This is a genomic window from Caballeronia sp. AZ1_KS37 (genome assembly GCF_023631165.1).
GTDB lineage: Bacteria > Pseudomonadota > Gammaproteobacteria > Burkholderiales > Burkholderiaceae > Caballeronia > Caballeronia zhejiangensis.
Genome location: NZ_JALQDP010000024.1, coordinates 37,242 through 54,481, shown reverse-complemented (window position 1 = coordinate 54,481; position 17,240 = coordinate 37,242). Strand labels below are relative to the sequence as shown.

The 17,240-nt window shown below is 63.4% G+C and carries 15 protein-coding genes; 11 read left to right on the top strand and 4 right to left on the bottom strand.

The window, feature by feature from the left end; genetic code table 11:
* Positions 1-13 precede the first annotated feature (13 nt).
* The 4 genes from NCS00_RS13510 to NCS00_RS13495 all read left to right on the top strand — a co-directional run bounded on the left by NCS00_RS13510 (position 14) and on the right by NCS00_RS13495 (position 4,930).
* Positions 14-1,981 carry a lytic transglycosylase domain-containing protein gene (locus tag NCS00_RS13510; RefSeq protein WP_008352634.1) on the top strand — a complete coding sequence of 656 codons (1,968 nt, stop codon included), beginning with the start codon at positions 14-16 and terminating at the stop codon, positions 1,979-1,981.
* 121 nt (positions 1,982-2,102) lie between these two features.
* Positions 2,103-3,059 carry a complex I NDUFA9 subunit family protein gene (locus NCS00_RS13505; protein ID WP_008352635.1) on the top strand — a complete coding sequence of 319 codons (957 nt, stop codon included), beginning with the start codon at positions 2,103-2,105 and terminating at the stop codon, positions 3,057-3,059.
* 18 nt (positions 3,060-3,077) lie between these two features.
* Entirely contained in the window at positions 3,078-3,698 is a 621-nt protein-coding gene (locus NCS00_RS13500; RefSeq protein WP_008352636.1) for a glutathione S-transferase family protein, read from the top strand.
* Positions 3,695-4,930 carry a multifunctional CCA addition/repair protein gene (locus tag NCS00_RS13495; RefSeq protein WP_008352637.1) on the top strand — a complete coding sequence of 412 codons (1,236 nt, stop codon included), beginning with the start codon at positions 3,695-3,697 and terminating at the stop codon, positions 4,928-4,930. The genes NCS00_RS13500 and NCS00_RS13495 overlap by 4 nt, the downstream gene beginning before the upstream one ends.
* Before the next feature lie 740 nt (positions 4,931-5,670).
* On the opposite strand, the gene NCS00_RS13490 is transcribed toward NCS00_RS13495, so the two are convergent.
* Positions 5,671-5,865: a DUF2905 domain-containing protein gene (locus tag NCS00_RS13490; RefSeq protein WP_008352638.1), complete on the bottom strand. Its 195-nt coding sequence runs from the start codon at positions 5,863-5,865 to the stop codon at positions 5,671-5,673.
* Between the two features lie 10 nt (positions 5,866-5,875).
* The gene (locus tag NCS00_RS13485) at positions 5,876-7,081 is read right to left on the bottom strand and encodes a class I SAM-dependent methyltransferase (RefSeq protein WP_250440271.1); all 1,206 of its coding nucleotides are present in this window, start codon (positions 7,079-7,081) and stop codon (positions 5,876-5,878) included.
* Positions 7,082-7,094: 13 nt separating this feature from the next.
* On the opposite strand from NCS00_RS13485, the gene NCS00_RS13480 reads away from it, so the two are divergent.
* The 5 genes from NCS00_RS13480 to glmS all read left to right on the top strand — a co-directional run bounded on the left by NCS00_RS13480 (position 7,095) and on the right by glmS (position 12,692).
* Positions 7,095-7,937 carry an SDR family oxidoreductase gene (locus tag NCS00_RS13480; protein WP_239295471.1) on the top strand — a complete coding sequence of 281 codons (843 nt, stop codon included), beginning with the start codon at positions 7,095-7,097 and terminating at the stop codon, positions 7,935-7,937.
* 27 nt (positions 7,938-7,964) lie between these two features.
* Positions 7,965-8,366 (top strand): dihydroneopterin aldolase, encoded by a 402-nt coding sequence (locus tag NCS00_RS13475; protein ID WP_008352641.1) that lies wholly within the window; start codon positions 7,965-7,967, stop codon positions 8,364-8,366.
* A complete protein-coding gene (ttcA, locus tag NCS00_RS13470) occupies positions 8,363-9,334 on the top strand; it encodes a tRNA 2-thiocytidine(32) synthetase TtcA (RefSeq protein ID WP_250440270.1) in 972 nt (323 codons plus the stop codon). Before NCS00_RS13475 ends, ttcA begins: the two co-directional genes overlap by 4 nt.
* A 96-nt stretch (positions 9,335-9,430) precedes the next feature.
* Positions 9,431-10,792 (top strand): bifunctional UDP-N-acetylglucosamine diphosphorylase/glucosamine-1-phosphate N-acetyltransferase GlmU, encoded by a 1,362-nt coding sequence (gene glmU / locus NCS00_RS13465; protein WP_175979611.1) that lies wholly within the window; start codon positions 9,431-9,433, stop codon positions 10,790-10,792.
* 82 nt (positions 10,793-10,874) lie between these two features.
* Positions 10,875-12,692 carry a glutamine--fructose-6-phosphate transaminase (isomerizing) gene (gene glmS / locus NCS00_RS13460; protein ID WP_034473249.1) on the top strand — a complete coding sequence of 606 codons (1,818 nt, stop codon included), beginning with the start codon at positions 10,875-10,877 and terminating at the stop codon, positions 12,690-12,692.
* Between the two features lie 62 nt (positions 12,693-12,754).
* Here the strand turns inward: glmS and chrA are convergent, their stop codons facing one another.
* Both chrA and NCS00_RS13450 read right to left on the bottom strand, forming a co-directional pair.
* Positions 12,755-13,960: a chromate efflux transporter gene (gene chrA, locus NCS00_RS13455; RefSeq protein ID WP_250440269.1), complete on the bottom strand. Its 1,206-nt coding sequence runs from the start codon at positions 13,958-13,960 to the stop codon at positions 12,755-12,757.
* 280 nt (positions 13,961-14,240) lie between these two features.
* On the bottom strand, positions 14,241-14,942 hold the full coding sequence (locus NCS00_RS13450; RefSeq protein ID WP_250440268.1) for a FadR/GntR family transcriptional regulator: 702 nt from the start codon (positions 14,940-14,942) through the stop codon (positions 14,241-14,243).
* A gap of 381 nt (positions 14,943-15,323) precedes the next feature.
* Here NCS00_RS13450 and garL point away from each other — a divergent pair, with 381 nt between their 5' ends.
* On the top strand, positions 15,324-16,109 hold the full coding sequence (gene garL / locus NCS00_RS13445; protein ID WP_175979608.1) for a 2-dehydro-3-deoxyglucarate aldolase: 786 nt from the start codon (positions 15,324-15,326) through the stop codon (positions 16,107-16,109).
* Positions 16,043-17,053 (top strand): 2-hydroxy-3-oxopropionate reductase, encoded by a 1,011-nt coding sequence (locus NCS00_RS13440; RefSeq protein ID WP_268811673.1) that lies wholly within the window; start codon positions 16,043-16,045, stop codon positions 17,051-17,053. Before garL ends, NCS00_RS13440 begins: the two co-directional genes overlap by 67 nt.
* Positions 17,054-17,240 lie beyond the last annotated feature (187 nt).

Sequence of the window (17,240 nt, the reverse complement as noted above, 5' to 3'; positions counted from 1 at the left end):
TCCAGAAATAAAGATGTCAAAACGCCTCAACCGAGTATATCTCGCGGTCGGCGCAGCCCTTGCCGCCGCGACGCTCGTCGCCTGCGGCACGGCCTCCGCCGTCCGTCCCGATGCAGATTTCTCCCCCACGTCCGACGACCGCGTCTTCCTGCAGCTGCGCGATGCCGCGCGCGCGAACGATGCGGGCAAGGCCGCGATGCTCGCCGCACAGATTCCGAATTACCCGGCGCCGAGCTACATCGAATACTTCACGATCAAGCCGCAGCTTTTCGATTCGCAGGGCCACGCGCGCCTCGACGCGCCCGACGCGCCGGTGCTCTCGTTCCTGCAGCGCTACGACGGCCAGGCGATTGCGGACCGCCTGCGCAACGACTATCTCGTCGTGCTCGGCGGCCGTCACGACTGGAAGAACTTCGAGCAGCAGTATTCCCGTTTCGTTCTCAACGACGACACGCAGGTCAAGTGCTATGCGCTCGAAGCGCGTTTGTCGCGCGGCGAGAACGTCGCGGATGCGGCGCGCGCGCTGCTCGTCGAGCCGAAATGGTATGGCGACGGTTGCGTCGATCTGATCGGCGCGCTCGCGGCGTCCGGCCAGTTCACGAGCGACGATGTCTGGCAGCAGATCCGCCTTGCCTACGAGCAGAACTACACGTCGACGGGTTCGAATATCGTCGACGCGCTCGGCCAGGAAAAGCCGAAGGATTCGCTCTTCGACGACGCCGTCAACAAGCCGCCGCTCTATCTCGCGCGCGGCGTGATGCCCAACACGCCGGCGCATCAGCTGACGCTGCTCGCGGTCACGCGCCTCGCCCGCAACGATCCGGCGATGGCCGCCGCCACGTTCAGTTCCGTCGCGCCGAGTCTCACGCCCGCGGAGCGCGCGACCGGCTGGGGCACGATCGGCTATCAGGCGGCGATCAAGCGCATGCCGTCGGCGGCCGACTGGTATCGGCTGTCGGCGAACGCGCAATTGTCCAACCCGGCGTACGAATGGCGCACGCGCAGCGCGCTCCTCATCGGCGACTGGAACATGGTGCGTTGGTCCATCGAACAGATGCCGCCCACACTGCGCGCGCAGCCGTCGTGGGTCTACTGGCACGCGCGCGCCGTGAAGCAGGCCGGCGATACGGCCACGGCGAATCAGGAATTCCAGAGCATCGCCGATCAATACAACTTCTACGGCCAGCTCGCGCTCGAAGAGCTCGGTCAGAAGATCACGGTGCCGCCGCGCACCACGGTGTCCGACGCCGAGATCGAGCAGATGCAATCGGTGCCGGGCTTCGCGCTGTCGCAGCGTTTCTACGCGCTGAACATGCGGCTCGAAGGCAACCGCGAATGGAACTGGCCGCTGCGCACGATGACGGATCGTCAACTGCTCGCCGCCGCGCAGTATGCGAAGCGCATCGAGATGTTCGACCGCACGGTCAACACCGCCGACAAGACGAAAGCCGAGCACGATTTCACGCTGCGCTATCTGTCGCCGTTCCGCGATATCGTCGAGCGCGACGCGAAGGACACCAATCTCGACATCGAATGGGCGTACGGGCTGATCCGTCAGGAATCGCGTTTCATCATCAACGCGCGGTCGGAAGTCGGCGCGGGCGGCCTGATGCAACTGATGCCGGGCACGGCGCAACTCGTCGCGAAGAAGATCGGTCTTGGCACGGTGTCGCGCGCGCAGATGAACGACATCAACACCAATATCCTGCTCGGCACGAATTACCTGTCGATGATCTACAATCAATTCGATAACTCGCCCGTGCTCGCGACCGCTGGCTACAACGCGGGGCCGGGCCGGCCGAAGCAGTGGCGTCAGGACTTGCGCGCACCCGTCGAGGGCGCGGTTTTTGCTGAAACGATCCCTTTCACCGAGACTCGCGATTACGTGAAGAACGTGCTGTCGAACACCGTCTATTACGCGGCGCTGTTCGAAGGCCGCCCGCAGTCGTTGAAGGCGCGTCTGGGCTACATCGCACCCTGACCGTCTGAAACGAAGCTTCACGCCCGCGCGTCGAACGACAGGACGCGCGGGCGTTTTCATTTCTGCGCCGGCGTTCTGAACTGAAGCCGCATTCGTCAGGCCGCGACCCAAGAGGCGAACTATGCGACACCAACATATAGCGTTGATCGGCGGTTCGGGATTCATCGGCAGCCATCTCGTCAATGCGCTCGTCGATCTCGGCAAGAACGTGCGCGTCGCGACGCGACGGCGCTCGAACGCCGCGCATCTCACGCTGTTGCCCGTCGACGTCATCGAGACCGATGTGCACGATCCCGTGCAACTCGCCGCGTTCATCGATCAGAGCGATGCCGTGATCAATCTCGTCGGCATTCTTCAGGGACGGCGCGACGATCCGTACGGGCCGGAGTTCGCGAAAGCGCATGTCGAACTGCCGCGCAAGATCGCCGCCGCGTGCGAGGCGAAGGGCGTGCGGCGTCTGTTGCATATGAGCGCGATCGGCGCCGATCCGGCGGGCCCGAGCATGTATCTGCGTTCGAAGGGCGACGGCGAAAAGATCGTCCGAGAATCCGGACTCGACTGGACGGTCTTTCGCAGTTCCGTCGTGTTCGGTCCGGAGGACAATCTCCTGAATCAGTTTGCGTTTCTGGAACGCATGTTCCCGGTGATTCCGCTCGCTTGTGCCGATGCGCAGTTTCAGCCGGTCTTCGTCGGCGACGTGGCGAAGGCGATGGTCAACGTGCTCGATCTCGACGCCGCCAATGGCCATGTCTACGAGCTCGCCGGGCCGAGCGTCTACACGCTCGCGGAACTGGTGCGTTTCGCGGGCGCGACCATCGGCAAGCATTCGCGCATCATCAAGCTGCCGGAGAGCCTCGGCCGCCTGCAGGCGATGACGATGGAAATGGCGCCCGGCCAGCCCGTCATCTCGCGCGACAATCTCGATTCGATGAAGACGCCGAGCATCGCGAGCGGGCCGCTTGCGCCGGAACTGGGCATCGACGAGCCGGCGAGCATCGAGACCATCGCGCCGCTGTATCTGAGCGGCAACTCGCCGCGCTCGCGCTTCAACGGATATCGCGCAACCGCGCATCGTTAATCTTCTTTTTGTGATCGCATGAAACTCGTTATCGGTGACAAGTTCAATTCTTCCTGGTCGATGCGCCCGTGGGTGCTGCTCAAACATTTCGGCATCCCGTTCGAAGAGACGCTGATCCGCCTCGGCCAGCCCGACACGAAAGCGAAGATTCTCGAAGTGTCGCCGTCCGGCAAGGTGCCGTGCCTCATCACCGATGCGGGCGATTCCGTGTGGGAGTCGCTCGCGATCGTCGAAACGATCGCCGAGGCGCATCCCGAACACGCGATGTGGCCACGCGATGCGGCTCTCCGCGCGCGCGCCCGCAGCATCAGCGCGGAAATGCACGCGGGTTTCGCGGACTTGCGCGAGAACATGCCGATGGAAATCACGACGCGCGCGCCGGGCGCGGGCGCGACGCCGGGCGCGCTCGCGAACATCGCGCGCATCGAGGCGATCTGGGCGGAGTGCCTGGCGAAATCGGGCGGGCCGTTTTTGTTCGGCGAGTTCGGTATCGCGGACGCGATGTTCGCGCCGGTCGTCATGCGCTTCAACACCTACGCGCCTGAACTGAGCGCGACGTCGCTCGATTATGCGAAGCGCGTGACGGCGCTGCCCGCGGTCGCGGCGTGGATCGACGGCGCGCGCGAGGAAGCGCGATGAACATCTACGCAGTCGGAGGCGCGATCCGCGACGAATTGCTCGGCGTGCCGGTGGTGGATCGCGATTATGTCGTCGTCGGCGCGACGCCCGAGCAGATGGTGGCGCAGGGTTATCGGCCGGTCGGCAAGGACTTTCCGGTGTTTTTGCATCCGCAGACGCACGAGGAATACGCGCTCGCGCGCACGGAGCGCAAGACGGCGGCGGGTTATCACGGCTTCCAGTTCTACTATTCGCCGGATGTGACGCTCGAGGAAGATCTCGCGCGCCGCGATCTCACGATCAACGCGATGGCGCGCGAAGTCACGCCGGCGGGCGAGCTGACCGGTCCGGTGATCGATCCGTTCGACGGGCAGAGCGATCTGAAGAACAAGTTGTTCAGGCATGTCGGCGATGCGTTCATCGAGGATCCGGTGCGTATTCTGCGACTCGCGCGTTTTGCGGCGCGTTTCGCGGATTTCGATGTCGCGCCCGAAACCGCCGAGCTGATGAAGCGGATGGTCGCGGCGGGCGAAGTCGATGCGCTCGTCGCCGAGCGTGTGTGGCAGGAAGTGTCGCGCGGGCTGATGGAAAAGAAGCCGTCGCGCATGTTCGACGTGCTGCGCGGATGCGGCGCGCTCGCGCGGATTCTGCCGGAGGTGGATGCGTTGTGGGGCGTGCCGCAGCGCGCGGACTATCACCCGGAAGTGGATACCGGCGTGCACGTGATGATGGTGCTCGACTACGCGGCGTCGCAGGGATTCGCATTGCCGGTGCGCTTCGCGGCGCTGACGCACGATCTTGGCAAGGCGACGACGCCGGAGCATGTTTTGCCGCGGCATATCGGCCATGAGGGACGCAGCGTCGACCTCTTGCGGCCTTTGTGCGAGCGCTTGCGCGTGCCGAACGAATGCCGCGATCTGGCGATGCTCGTCGCGCGTGAGCACGGGAATATTCATCGCGTGATGGAGATGGGCGCGGCGGCGCTCGTCAGGCTGTTCGAGCGATCGGATGCGATACGCAAGCCTGCGCGGTTTGCTGAAGCGCTACAGGCTTGTGTCGCGGATGCGCGTGGGCGGCTTGGGTTGGAGCAGCAGGCTTATCCGCAGGCTGAGCGTTTGCGGGAGGCGTTGGTTGCGGCTCGTGCGGTCGATGCCGGGGCCGTTGCGCAGGCGTTTGCTTCTAATCCTTCCAAGATCAAGGATGCCGTGCATGATGCGCGGGTCGCGGCGGTGAAAGGCGCTTTGGGGGTTTGACGGCTTCTTGTTTTGCTTTGTTTTGCTTTGTTTTGCTTTGTCCTGCGGTTCGTTAGTTTTTTTGTTTTCGCCGGATCCCGTGTTCGTGTCGGTCTATTAGCGTTGCCCCTGTGCGGGGCGGCACCTACTTTCTTTGCTGCTGCAAAGAAAGTAGGCAAAGAAAGCAGCTTTTCAGGCCCGCGGTCACACGCAATTTGGGTAGTTCTCTCGTCCTCGATGGCACTCGCCTAAAGAGTGCCCTCATCACAATAACCGGGCTTGGATCGCGCACGGTCCGCCGCCCGAAACCGTTGAGAACGCTGGTTCAGCACGAAAGAGCTTCGGCACAGCGCTACGCGCTGCCGCCGGGTCTGCAAAGGAAGCCATCGGTTTGCGCGCGCAGTGCGATAAAGATGTTAGTAGCGAAGCACACGCAGACCCGATTCACCGGTCGGCCGCGAAGCGGGCCGGAGCTATTTAGTGCTGAACCGGTTTGTTGTGTGGTGCGATGTGGCAGACCGTGCGCGAGCCAAGCCCGATGGGGCCTATGAGGGCACTCTTTAGGCAGCCCACGATGGACGAGAGGACTACCCAAATTGCGTGTGACCGCGGGCGTGTCAGTAGCTGCTTTCTTTGCTTACTTTCTTTGCAGCAGCAAAGAAAGTGAGTGCCGCCCCGCACAGGGGCAGTGCTAATAGACCGACACGAAAACGGGATCCGGCGAAAACGAAAGCAGAAGCAGAAGCAAAAGCAAAAAACCCTCAAAGCGCCCGCGCAATCAACGACAACAAAACCGACAACAGCAGCGTCGACATAAAGGGAAACGAATATTCCCGCCCAAATATCCGCAGCGTGAAATCTCCGGGAAGCCTCCCGATGCCGATCTTCTTGAGCCACGGCAGCGACCCCGAAAGAATCGCGAGCGCGATAAACGTAGTGAGCAGCCAGCGGATCATGATCGCTTACTCATAGCGTATGAGACCGATCGCCGGCCGAAAACGCATCCAGCATTCCGGGAATGCCGCGCGAAAACGCGATCACCTTGAACAACTCGCCCATTTCCGCCTCCGAAAGCAGCTTCTGCACGGCATTCGCAGCAGGCAAAAAGCGCTTCACATCAGCGAGATCGAGATCGCTGAGCACATCGGTGATGCCGGCATTCATCAGAAACCGCGCCTGCGACGTAAATCCGAGCAAATCCGCACCCGCTTCGACGCCTGCTTCCGCGATGCCCGTAAACTCGACATGCGCCGTGATGTCCTGCAATCCCGGATACAGAAACGGATCCGAATGCGCGCGATGCCGGTAGTGACACATCAGCGTGCCCGCCGCGCGCTGCGCGTGATAGAACTCGCGTCGCGGAAAACCATAGTCGATGAAAAATGCCGCACCGCGCACAAGCATCGTGCAGACGGTCTTCGTGAACGCGAGCGCGGCCTCGTGCGTCTCCGTCACATATTCGGCAAAAGGCTCGTCGTTGGCTTCATCGATGGCGGCATCGATCAGTTCGACCTGCGCGTCCGGCGCAATCGGCCGGTCATCGAAGGCAAAGCGGTCGTTCAGCGCCACGACGCCACGCTCGTGCCACGCGCCGAGCTTGCGCACGACCAGACGCACAGGCATCGCGTCGAGCACTTCGTTGCCGATCACGACGCCCTCGAACGCATCGGGCAGCGCGTCGAGCCATTTCACCTTCGCGGCGAGCGCCGGCGCGTCCTTCTCGATGGTCTCGCGCTGACGTTCGCGCAACTCGCCCGAAAGATCGACGATCGTGTAGCTGTCGAAGGCGACATCGAGTTCGGCGAGCGCGTTCAGCAAGCCCGCCGCGAGCCTGCCGGTGCCCGCGCCGAATTCCATCAATTGCTTCGTGTCGCTTTGTTGCAACGCCTGCGCGACGGGCCGCGCGAGCGTCGTCGCGAAAAGCGGGGACAGTTCCGGCGCGGTGACGAAATCGCTGCCGTCTTCCGCGCGGCGGCCGAATTTCATTGCTCCGCCGCTGTAATAGCCGAGGCCGGGCGCGTACAGCGCGAGGTCCATATAGCGGTCGAACGGCAACCAGCCGCCCGCCGCGGCAATGCGCCCGCGGATCAGGTCGGTGAGCGCTTCGGACTGCGCGAGCGCGTCGGCGCCCGGAGCAGGTAAACTATCGGATTGTCTGGCATTCGGATTCATCCCAGTATTGTAAATGAGCGCTTCCACGCCGTTTTCTTCCGTCAACACGTCGTCATCCGGTTCCGTTTCGCGTGCGCGCGCCGTGCTCGTGACCGGCGCGGCGAAACGCATCGGGCGCGGCGTCGCGCTCGAATTCGCGCGGCAAGGCTGGGATGTGGCCGTGCATTACGGCCACTCGGCGCATGAAGCGCGCGAAACCGTCGCGGATATCGAGTCGCTCGGGCGCCGCGCGGTTGCACTGAAAGCGGATCTCGCCGTCGAGGCCGAGGTAGAACGGCTCGTGCCGGCGTGCGCCGAAGCGTTCGGCGGTCTGAACTGCGTGGTGAACTGCGCGTCGCGTTTCGACGAAGATACGGCCATCGACTTCGGCTACGCGAAGCTGCTCGAGATGACCGCCGTCAACGTCGCGGCGCCGCTCACGCTCGCGCGCATGCTGCACGAGATCACGCCCGAGTCCGCAACCGTCGATGACGCGCAACGCGGCGTCGTCATCAACGTGCTGGATCAGAAGCTGTACAACATGAACCCGGACTACCTGTCGTACACGCTGACGAAGGCGGCGCTCGAAAACGCCACCATCGCGCTCGCGCAGGCGCTGGGTCCGAAACTGCGCGTCGTCGGCCTCGCGCCCGGTCTGACGCTGATTTCCGCCGGCCAGACGCCCGCGTCGTTCGAGACGGCGCATCGCGTGACGCCGCTCAACCGCGCATCGACGGTCGACGACGTCGCGCAGGCCGCGTGTTATCTCGCGAACGCGCACGGCGTGACCGGCACGACGCTCGTCGTCGACGGCGGCCAGCATCTCGTGCCGAGTCCGCGCGACGTCATGTACATGATCGGCGCGCAAAAGTCCTGAAACGCGCCACTGAATATTGGAACCAACATGCTTGCCGCACTTTCGCATCCCCGGCTGACCGATTGCCGGCGGCTTTTTCTGCGTAACTACGAAGTTCGCATCAACATCGGTGTGCATGACTTCGAAAAGCGCGGCGAGCAACGTGTCGTCATCAACGTCGAGTTGTACGTGCCGCTCGCGCTGTCGACGCCCGTCGCCGACAAGCTCGCCGAAGTCGTCGACTACGATTTCATGCGCTCGACCATCGCCGAGCGCGTGAAGCGCGGACACATCCATTTGCAGGAAACGCTGTGCGACGACGTCGCGGCCGCGCTGCTCGCGCATCCGAACGTGCGCGCCGTGGCCGTGTCGACGGAAAAGCCCGACGTCTATCCCGATTGCGACGCGGTCGGCGTCGAAGTCTTCCGCATCAAAGAGGAACGAGCATGAACGCGCGCGACACGATCGAAGCCGCAGCCGAAACCGCAAAAGCGCAAAAGCCGGTGCGCGAGGCGCTGACGAAGCGCCAGCAAAAGGAAGCGTACGAGAACAACAAGCTGTTCAAGCGCATCGCGCGCCAGGTCGGCGAGGCGATCGGCGACTTCAACATGATCGAGGAAGGCGACAAGGTCATGGTGTGCCTGTCCGGCGGCAAGGACAGCTACGCGATGCTCGACATCCTCATGCGCCTGCGCGAGCGCGCGCCGATCAACTTCGAGATCGTCGCCGTCAATCTCGATCAGAAGCAGCCGGGCTTTCCGGAACACGTGCTGCCGGAATATCTGAGCAAGCTCGACATTCCGTTTCATATCGAGAATCAGGACACGTACAGCATCGTCAAGCGGCTCGTGCCGGAAGGCAAGACGACATGTTCGCTCTGCTCGCGACTGCGCCGGGGCATTTTGTATCGAGTCGCGGGCGAGCTCGGCGCGACGAAGATCGCGCTCGGACATCATCGCGACGACATCCTGCAGACGCTGCTGCTCAACATGTTCTACGGCGGCAAGCTGAAGGGCATGCCGCCCAAGCTGCAATCCGATGACGGCAAGAACATCGTCATTCGTCCGCTCGCGTACGTGAAGGAAGTCGATCTCGAAAAATACGCCGAACTGCGCGAATTCCCGATCATTCCGTGCAATCTGTGCGGCAGCCAGCCGAATCTGAAGCGCGCGGAAATGAAGGCGCTGGTCCGAGAATGGGACAAGCGTTTTCCGGGGCGCGTGGAAAACATGTTCAACGCGCTGTCGAACGTGGTGCCGTCGCATCTGATGGACAGCAAACTTTTCCCGTTCGCCGGATTGCGCGCGACGGGCGAGGCCGATCCGCAAGGCGATATCGCGTTCGACGAGGAACCGTGTGCGACCGAACCGTCAGGAACGTCCGGCACGGTTTCAATTGTGCAGTTCGACGACCTGTAACCTTTATCCAATAAGGCGCAGCGTGGGTTTCGCCGCATTGCGCCAAAGAGCCGCGTGATAAATTGGCGGCTCGTCATACCAGCAAGGCTTTCAGCGATGAACATCGTGATTCTGGCTGCCGGCATGGGCAAGCGCATGCGCTCCGCCCTGCCGAAAGTGCTTCATCCATTGGCGGGCAAACCGCTGCTCGCGCACGTCATCGATACGGCGCGCACGCTGTCGCCGACGCGGCTCGTCGTCGTCGTCGGACATGGCGCGGAAAAGGTTCGCGAGGCCGTCGGCGCGCCGGACGTCCAGTTCGCTCTGCAGGACAAACAACTCGGCACGGGACACGCCGTGCAGCAGGCGCTGCCGCTGCTCGATCCATCGGTTCCGACGCTCGTGCTGTACGGCGACGTGCCGCTCACGCGTGCGAGCACGCTCGAACGTCTGATCGCCGCCGCGGGCGCGGAGCGCTACGGCGTCCTGACCGTGAACGTGGGCGATCCGACGGGCTACGGGCGCATCGTGCGCGACGCCGCGGGCAAGGTGAAGAAGATCGTCGAGCAAAAGGATGCGAGCGAGGAAGAACGGCGCATCGCGGAAATCAATACGGGGATCGTCATCACGCCGACGCGCACGCTCGAATCGTGGCTCGCGTCGCTGAAGAACAACAACGCGCAGGGCGAGTTCTATCTGACGGACGTCGTCGAGCGCGCGATCGAAGCGGGCGTCGAAGTCGTCACCGCGCAGCCGGACGCCGAATGGGAAACGCTCGGCGTGAACAGCAAGATCCAGCTCGCGGAGCTGGAGCGCATCCATCAGCGCAACGTCGCGAACGCGCTGCTCGATGCGGGCGTGACGCTGATGGACCCGGCGCGCATCGACGTGCGCGGCACGCTCGAATGCGGCGCGGATGTGTCGATCGACGTGAACTGCGTCTTCGAAGGACGCGTGACGCTCGCCGACAACGTGACGATCGGCCCGAACTGCGTGATCCGCGACGCGACCATCGGCGCGGGCACGCGAATCGATGCGTACACGCACATCGAAGGCGGCAAGACGGGCGCGAACGTCGTGCTCGGTCCGTACGCGCGGCTGCGTCCGGGCGCGACGCTCGGCGATGAAGCGCATGTCGGCAACTTCGTCGAAGTGAAGAATGCGGTGTTCGGGCGCGGCTCGAAGGCGAACCATCTCAGCTATATCGGCGATTCGGATGTCGGCGCGCGCGTGAACATCGGCGCGGGCACCATCACCTGTAATTACGACGGCGCGAACAAGCATCGCACGGTGATCGAGGACGACGTGTTCGTCGGCTCGGATACGCAACTGGTCGCGCCGGTGCGCGTGGGCCGCGGCGTGACGATCGCGGCCGGCACGACAGTGTGGAAGGACGTTGGCGAAGGCGAGCTGGTGCTCAATGAGAAGTCGCAAGTGAGCAAGACGGGCTACGTGCGCCCGGTCAAGAAGAAGTCGTAAGGCTGTACGTCAGATTCAGCCCAACGCGCGCGGCGCATCGTGCATCGCGCTTTCGAATGCAAGTCTCAGAGGAAGAACGTCCATGTGCGGAATTGTCGGCGCGGTAGCGCAACGTAACATCGTCTCGGTGCTGGTCGAAGGTCTGCGCCGGCTCGAATATCGCGGCTACGACTCGTGCGGCGTGGCCGTTCTGAGCAACGGCGAGCCGCGCCGCGCGCGCAGCGTCGCGCGCGTATCCGATCTCGACGCGCAAGTGCGCGAGACGAACCTCGGCGGCATGACCGGCATCGCGCACACGCGCTGGGCCACGCACGGCGCGCCCGTCACCGACAACGCGCATCCGATCTTCTCGCGCGATACCGTCGCGCTCGTGCACAACGGCATCATCGAGAACTACGAGTCGCTGCGCGAAATGCTGAAGGGCAAGGGCTACGAGTTCGTGTCGCAGACCGACACCGAAGTCATCGCGCATCTGATTCACAGCATGTATCGCGGCGATCTCTTTCAAACCGTGCGCGAGGCCGTGAAGCAACTGCACGGCGCGTATGCGATCGCGGTGATGCACCGGAATCAGCCGCATACGGTCGTCGGCGCGCGTCAGGGTTCGCCGCTCGTCGTCGGCGTGGGCGAGGGCGAAAACTTCCTGGCTTCCGATGCGCTCGCGCTCGCCGGCAGCACGGACCGCTTCGCGTTCCTCGAAGAAGGCGATGTTGTCGAGATCGGTCTCGAAGGCGTGAAGATCGTCGATCGCGAAGGTGTACCCGCCGAGCGCGAAGTGCGCGTGGTGACGGCGTACGGCGGCGCGGTCGAGCTCGGGCCGTATCGCCATTTCATGCAAAAGGAAATCTTCGAGCAGCCGCGCGCGATCACCGACACGATTCCGCAAGCCGACGAGTTCAGCCCGAGCCTCTTCGGTGAAGCGGCGCGCGACGCGTTCTCGCAGGTCGACAGCATTCTCATTCTCGCGTGCGGCACGAGCTACTACTCGGGCGTGACGGCGAAATACTGGCTCGAATCGATCGCGAAGATTCCGACGCAGGTCGAGATCGCGAGCGAATATCGTTATCGCGAATCGGTGCCGAATCCAAAGGCGCTGGTCGTCGTGATTTCGCAATCGGGCGAAACCGCCGACACGCTCGCCGCGCTCAAGCACGCGCAGTCGCTCGGCCACAAGCACACGCTCGCCGTGTGCAACGTCGCGACGAGCGCGATGGTGCGCCAGACCGAACTCGCATTCCTGACGCACGCGGGCACCGAAATCGGCGTGGCATCGACGAAGGCGTTCACGACGCAGCTCGTCGGTCTCTTCGTGCTCGCGGTGACGCTCGCGAAGATGCGCGGTCACGTCGACGCGAAGCGCGAAGCGGCGTACTTCACGCAACTGCGCCACTTGCCGGCTGCGCTGAACAGCGTGCTCGCGCTGGAGCCGCAGATCATCGCGTGGTCGGAAGAGTTCGCGCGCAAGGAGAATGCGCTGTTCCTCGGCCGCGGCCTGCATTATCCGATCGCACTCGAAGGCGCGTTGAAGCTCAAGGAAATTTCGTACATCCACGCTGAAGCGTATCCGGCGGGCGAGCTGAAGCACGGGCCGCTCGCGCTCGTCACCGAGGCGATGCCGGTCGTGACCGTCGCGCCGAACGACGCGCTGCTCGAAAAGCTGAAGTCGAACATGCAGGAAGTGCGCGCGCGCGGCGGCGAACTGTACGTGTTCGCGGATGCGGATACGCGCATCGTCAGCGAGGACGGCATCCATGTGATCCGCATGCCGGAGCATTACGGCGCGTTGTCGCCGATCCTGCACGTCGTGCCGCTGCAGTTGCTCGCGTATCACACGGCGTGTGCGCGCGGGACGGATGTCGACAAGCCGCGCAATCTGGCTAAGTCGGTGACGGTGGAATAAGGTCGGTTGATCGGCTGAAAAAGAATAAAGAGGTCCGCGCATGTCGCGGACCTTTTTCATTTTCACGCGCCGATCATCCATCCGCCGATCGCGGTCAGCGCCACGACGATCACCGGAGACACGCGCCCCACGACGAGCAAACCGAACGCGGCCAACGCCAGCGCGACATCCGCACGCGAATGCACGGCGCTCGTCCAGACCGGGTCGTACAGCGCCGCGCCGAGAATGCCGACGACCGCCGCGTTCACGCCGCCCATCGCGCGCTGTATCGCGTCCCGCTGACGCAACGTCTCCCAGAACGGCAGTGCGCCGAGCACGAGCAGAAACGCGGGCAGGAACATGGCGACGAGCATCGCGAAACCGCCGATCCATCCGCCGAGCGGCGCGGGCATCACCGCGCCCAGAAACGCGGCGAAGGTAAAGAGCGGCCCCGGCACGGCTTGGGCCGCGCCATATCCGGCGAGAAAAACATCGTCGGGCACCCATCCGTTCGGCACGACGCTCGCCTGAAGCAGCGGCAACACGACGTGCCCGCCGCCGAAAACGAGCGAGCCCGACCGGTAAAACACCGACGCCATCGCGAGCCAGTTCGCGCCGGTCCAACCGGCGACCCCCGGCAGCAAAGCGAGCAGCACGAAAAAAACCGCGAGCAGCATCGCGCCCTGCGTTCTGCCGATGCCATATCGCCGATGCTTCGCCGACGCCAGATGCGTCAGCGTCAACATCCGCCAGCCGATGACTCCGCCGAACGCGATGGCGCCCAATTGCCCGGCGGCCGACGGCACGGTCAGCGCGATCAACGCGGCGGCCACGGCGATGCCGGCCCGCAACCGGTCCGGACACAGCGACGTCTTCATGCCCCACACCGCTTGCGAGACGATGGCGACCGCCGCGAGCTTGAGACCGTGCACGATCCCGGAGTGAATCAGCTGCGCCGAGTGCGCCAGGCCGAGGGCGAAGAGAATCAGCGCAATCGCGGACGGCAACGTGAAGCCGGTCCATGCCGCCAGCGCGCCGATCCATCCTGCGCGCGCGAAGCCGATCGCGATTCCGACCTGGCTGCTCGCCGGCCCGGGAAGGAACTGACATAGCGCGACGAGATCGGTGAAGCTCGTGTCGTCGAGCCATTTCCGGCGTTCGACGAATTCAGCGCGAAAGTAGCCGATGTGCGCGACCGGTCCGCCGAACGATGTCAGGCCGAGTTTGAGAAACGTCGCGAACACTTCGAACGGCGTTCCGCGCGCGGACTTCGGTTCATGCAAAGCCATCGTCCTGTGGACAACCTTGTTGGCACATCGTCGCGTTAACTGTTGGCGCTTTCTGAACAACTCGACGTCCGTCGAAACGACGCGAAAGTTGTCCCGAGTTCAGGCCGAAACCACGCCCGCCATACCGGAGTTGTCGGCGCGGTAAACCTCTGACGTAAAAAGCGCATTGCCAGTTATCCACCGATTTGCGGCGAGCTTGTTAACTACTACCACGTATACATACGAACTCTTTTGTTTACTCAGACAACGTGGCGGCACTGCCCAAAACATCGGCGCTCATTCAGGCGGCAGCGCCATGCGCGTGTCTCAACCGTTCGCGGCTGTTGCTCAGATGCATGCGCATCGCGGCGCGGGCATCGTCCGGATCCTGACGCACGATCGCCTGATAGATCGCCTTGTGCTCGCTCAGCACACAGCGCAGACGCTCGATCTGATCCAGCTCCGCGATTTCGGCCTTGCCCAGCCGCGTGCGCGGACTGACGCCGCGTCCCATCTGACTAAGCACGTCGTGGAAATAGCGATTCCCGCTCGCCCGCGCGATCTGCAAGTGAAACTCGACGTCGTGTTGCAGCACGTCCGTACTTCCGTTCGAGAGTTGCTCCTCGAAGCGCTTGAGCGCGGCGGCGATCTGCTTCAGATGCGCGTCCGTGCGCCTGCCGGCGGCGAGCGCGGCGGCGGCGCCTTCGAGATCGATGCGAAATTCGATGATCGCCATGATGTCCAGCAGGTTCGACAGGTCGGCATCCGCGAGACGCACCGATTCGCGTTCCTCGGGCGAGCGGATGAACGTGCCGACGCCGTGCCGCGTTTCCACGACGTTCGCCGCCTGCAAGCGCGACACCGCCTCGCGCACCACGGACCGGCTCACCGACAGTTGCTTCATCAGCGCGGCTTCGGTCGGGATCTTGTCGCCGGGACGGAGAACGCCGCGTTCGATATCCTCGATCAGGGTTGCGACGACTTTATCGGTGAGACTGGCCATGGTGATTCGCTGCTGATGGATATTGTTCTGGGAAGCGGGGCGTTTACGCCCGTTGTCGGACGTCTTGGCTTCGCTTAGGATCGGTCGACGCGCATGGCGCGATAAGCCTCGCGCGTGGGGATGTCCGACGACGCATCTTCCTGCGTGGGGAACGCTTCGTCAATTCGACGCGGCCCGCATGTCCTGCAGATTGATATAAGACATCGTATAAGTAGAATTAGACGATTCTTAGCAGAAATCTCTTAAACTAAAGGAATGCAGGGTTTACGCCGCTGTCGTTTTCCCGCGTTTCCACAGTACCCTGTGTTAAGACGTCCGATAACTACGTGAGTTCGGACTTGCCGCTTTCCAATCAAATCGCCGTCGTCACAGGGAGGCATCATGCCGTCTTCGTCACCATATCAACCGCTGCCCAATACATTCCGAACGTCGCTGCGCGAGCGCAAGCGGCTGATCGGATGCTGGATGTCGCTGGCGAGTCCGATCGTCACCGAACTCGTCGGCGTGGTCGGATTCGACTGGATGCTGCTCGACGCCGAGCACGCGCCGAACGACGCGCTCACGCTCATCCCGCAATTGATGGCGCTGAAAGACAGCCCGAGCGCGCCTGTCGTGCGCCCGCAGGCCAACGATCCCGTCGCGATCAAGAAGCTGCTCGACGGCGGTGTCGTCAATTTCCTGATTCCGTTCGTCGACAGCGCCGCCGATGCCGAGCGCGCCGTCGCCGCGACGCGTTATCCTCCTCAGGGCATCCGCGGCGTGTCGGTCGGGCATCGCGGCAATCGCTACGGCACGGTTCCGAACTACTTCCAGGTCGCGAACGACAATATCAGCGTCGCGGTGCAGATCGAGAGCCGCGCGGCGGTCGAAGCGATCGACGAGATCATCGCGGTCGAAGGCGTCGACGCGCTGTTCGTCGGACCGTCGGATCTCGCGGCATCGTACGGTCACATCGGCCAAGCGAACCATCCGGACGTGCAGGCGGTCATCGCACATGTGTTCGAGCGCGCGCACGCGGCCGGCAAGCCGAGCGGCATTCTCGCGCCCGTGCAGGAAGACGCCGAGCGCTATCTGGCAATGGGCAGCACATTCGTCGCCGTGTGCGCGGATCTGGGGATGCTCAGAAACGCGGCGCAGGGCGTGCGCAAACATTTCATCCCGGACTGAGCGTCGCGCTCGACAAACCGGCATCGAAAATCGACATCAAGGAGCGATACATGCAAAAGGCAGGCTTCATCGGACTGGGCATCATGGGCAATCCCATGGCGGCCAATCTTCTCAAGGGCGGCGTCCAGCTCGCGGCATTCACGCGCAGCGGCGTGCCCGCCGATCTGACCGGCGCGGGCGCCACGGCCTGTGATTCGCCCGCGGCCGTCGCGGAGCAGGCCGACGTCATCTTCATCATGGTGCCGGACACGCCGGACGTCGAACGCGTGCTGTTCGGCGAGAACGGCGTCGCGAGCAAGCTGAAGAGCGGTCAGATCGTCGTCGACATGAGCTCCATTTCGCCGATCGCCACGCGCGAATTCGCGGCGAAAGTGCGCGAGAAGGGCGCGGATTATCTCGACGCGCCCGTCTCCGGCGGCGAAGTCGGCGCGAAGGCCGCGTCGCTGACGATCATGGTCGGCGGCGCGCAAGCCACGTTCGACAAGGTCAAGCCGCTTTTCGACCTGATGGGCAAGAACATCTCGCTGATCGGCGAAGTCGGCGCGGGACAGGTCTGCAAAGTCGCGAATCAGGTGATCGTCGCGGCGACCATCGAGGCGGTCGGCGAAGCGCTCTTGCTCGCATCGAAGGCCGGCGTCGATGCCGAAAAGGTTCGCACCGCGCTGATGGGCGGCTTCGCGTCGTCGCGCATTCTCGAAGTGCACGGCGAGCGCATGACGAAGCGCACGTTCAATCCGGGCTTCCGTATCGAGCTGCATCAGAAGGATTTGAATCTGGCGCTCGCGACGGCGCAATCGCTCGGCGTCGCGCTGCCGAACACGTCGACGTGCATGCAGTTGTTCAATGCGTGCGCCGCGCACGGCGGCAAGGCGTGGGATCACTCGGGCATGGTCCGCGCGCTCGAGATCATGGCGAATCACGAGATCGGGCAGGACAAGAAGTAAGCGTCAGCATTTCCCGTCTTCGTTGAACACTGCCGGCCTCGCGCCGGCAGTGTCGTTTTCGCAACCGGTTTTGTGCTTCTGAAGTTGTCAGACGTCCTAGTTTAAAGGGCCAGCGTCCGCACATGCGCTCCGTGTCCATCGGCGTGTAAGCCATATACGACAAGCCTAGAGCCGAGAAAGGGTAAAC

Coding starts and splice junctions, on each gene's coding strand:
- NCS00_RS13505 (WP_008352635.1), top strand. CDS start 2,103: ATGCGACACCAACATATAGCGTTGATCGGCGGTTCGGGATTCATCGGC.
- glmU (WP_175979611.1), top strand. CDS start 9,431: ATGAACATCGTGATTCTGGCTGCCGGCATGGGCAAGCGCATGCGCTCC.
- NCS00_RS13500 (WP_008352636.1), top strand. CDS start 3,078: ATGAAACTCGTTATCGGTGACAAGTTCAATTCTTCCTGGTCGATGCGC.
- NCS00_RS13490 (WP_008352638.1), bottom strand. CDS start 5,865: ATGATCCGCTGGCTGCTCACTACGTTTATCGCGCTCGCGATTCTTTCG.
- NCS00_RS13480 (WP_239295471.1), top strand. CDS start 7,095: ATGAGCGCTTCCACGCCGTTTTCTTCCGTCAACACGTCGTCATCCGGT.
- NCS00_RS13510 (WP_008352634.1), top strand. CDS start 14: ATGTCAAAACGCCTCAACCGAGTATATCTCGCGGTCGGCGCAGCCCTT.
- chrA (WP_250440269.1), bottom strand. CDS start 13,960: ATGGCTTTGCATGAACCGAAGTCCGCGCGCGGAACGCCGTTCGAAGTG.
- NCS00_RS13450 (WP_250440268.1), bottom strand. CDS start 14,942: ATGGCCAGTCTCACCGATAAAGTCGTCGCAACCCTGATCGAGGATATC.
- NCS00_RS13485 (WP_250440271.1), bottom strand. CDS start 7,081: ATGAATCCGAATGCCAGACAATCCGATAGTTTACCTGCTCCGGGCGCC.
- ttcA (WP_250440270.1), top strand. CDS start 8,363: ATGAACGCGCGCGACACGATCGAAGCCGCAGCCGAAACCGCAAAAGCG.
- glmS (WP_034473249.1), top strand. CDS start 10,875: ATGTGCGGAATTGTCGGCGCGGTAGCGCAACGTAACATCGTCTCGGTG.
- NCS00_RS13475 (WP_008352641.1), top strand. CDS start 7,965: ATGCTTGCCGCACTTTCGCATCCCCGGCTGACCGATTGCCGGCGGCTT.
- garL (WP_175979608.1), top strand. CDS start 15,324: ATGCCGTCTTCGTCACCATATCAACCGCTGCCCAATACATTCCGAACG.
- NCS00_RS13495 (WP_008352637.1), top strand. CDS start 3,695: ATGAACATCTACGCAGTCGGAGGCGCGATCCGCGACGAATTGCTCGGC.